This window comes from Klebsiella sp. K47, from assembly GCF_051858335.1.
In the GTDB taxonomy this organism is placed as follows: Bacteria; Pseudomonadota; Gammaproteobacteria; order Enterobacterales; family Enterobacteriaceae; genus Klebsiella; species Klebsiella pneumoniae.
In genome coordinates this window covers 1-239 of record NZ_JBPYUI010000225.1, presented here as the reverse complement: position 1 = coordinate 239, position 239 = coordinate 1, and the positions used below count along the sequence as shown (strand labels likewise).

Genomic DNA, 239 nt, shown 5'->3' with positions numbered 1-239 from the left:
ACCGGGCTGGCCAAAGGCGCCATGCTTACTCACGGCAACCTGGTGGCCAACATGCTGCAGGTGCTGGCGTGCTTTTCGCAGCACGGCCCGGACGGGCAGAAGCTGCTCAAGGATGGCCAGGAGGTCATGATCGCGCCGCTGCCGCTGTACCACATCTACGCGTTCACCGCGAACTGCATGTGCATGATGGTCACCGGCAACCACAACGTGCTGATCACCAACCCGCGGGATATTCCCGG

At 62.8% G+C, this 239-nt stretch carries 1 protein-coding gene; it reads left to right on the top strand.

Features of this window, described 5'->3' with window-relative positions:
* Positions 1–21 precede the first annotated feature (21 nt).
* Positions 22–239 (top strand): AMP-binding protein (locus RRF55_RS27795; RefSeq protein ID WP_439419269.1); only part of this gene is annotated, 218 nt, incomplete at its 3' end.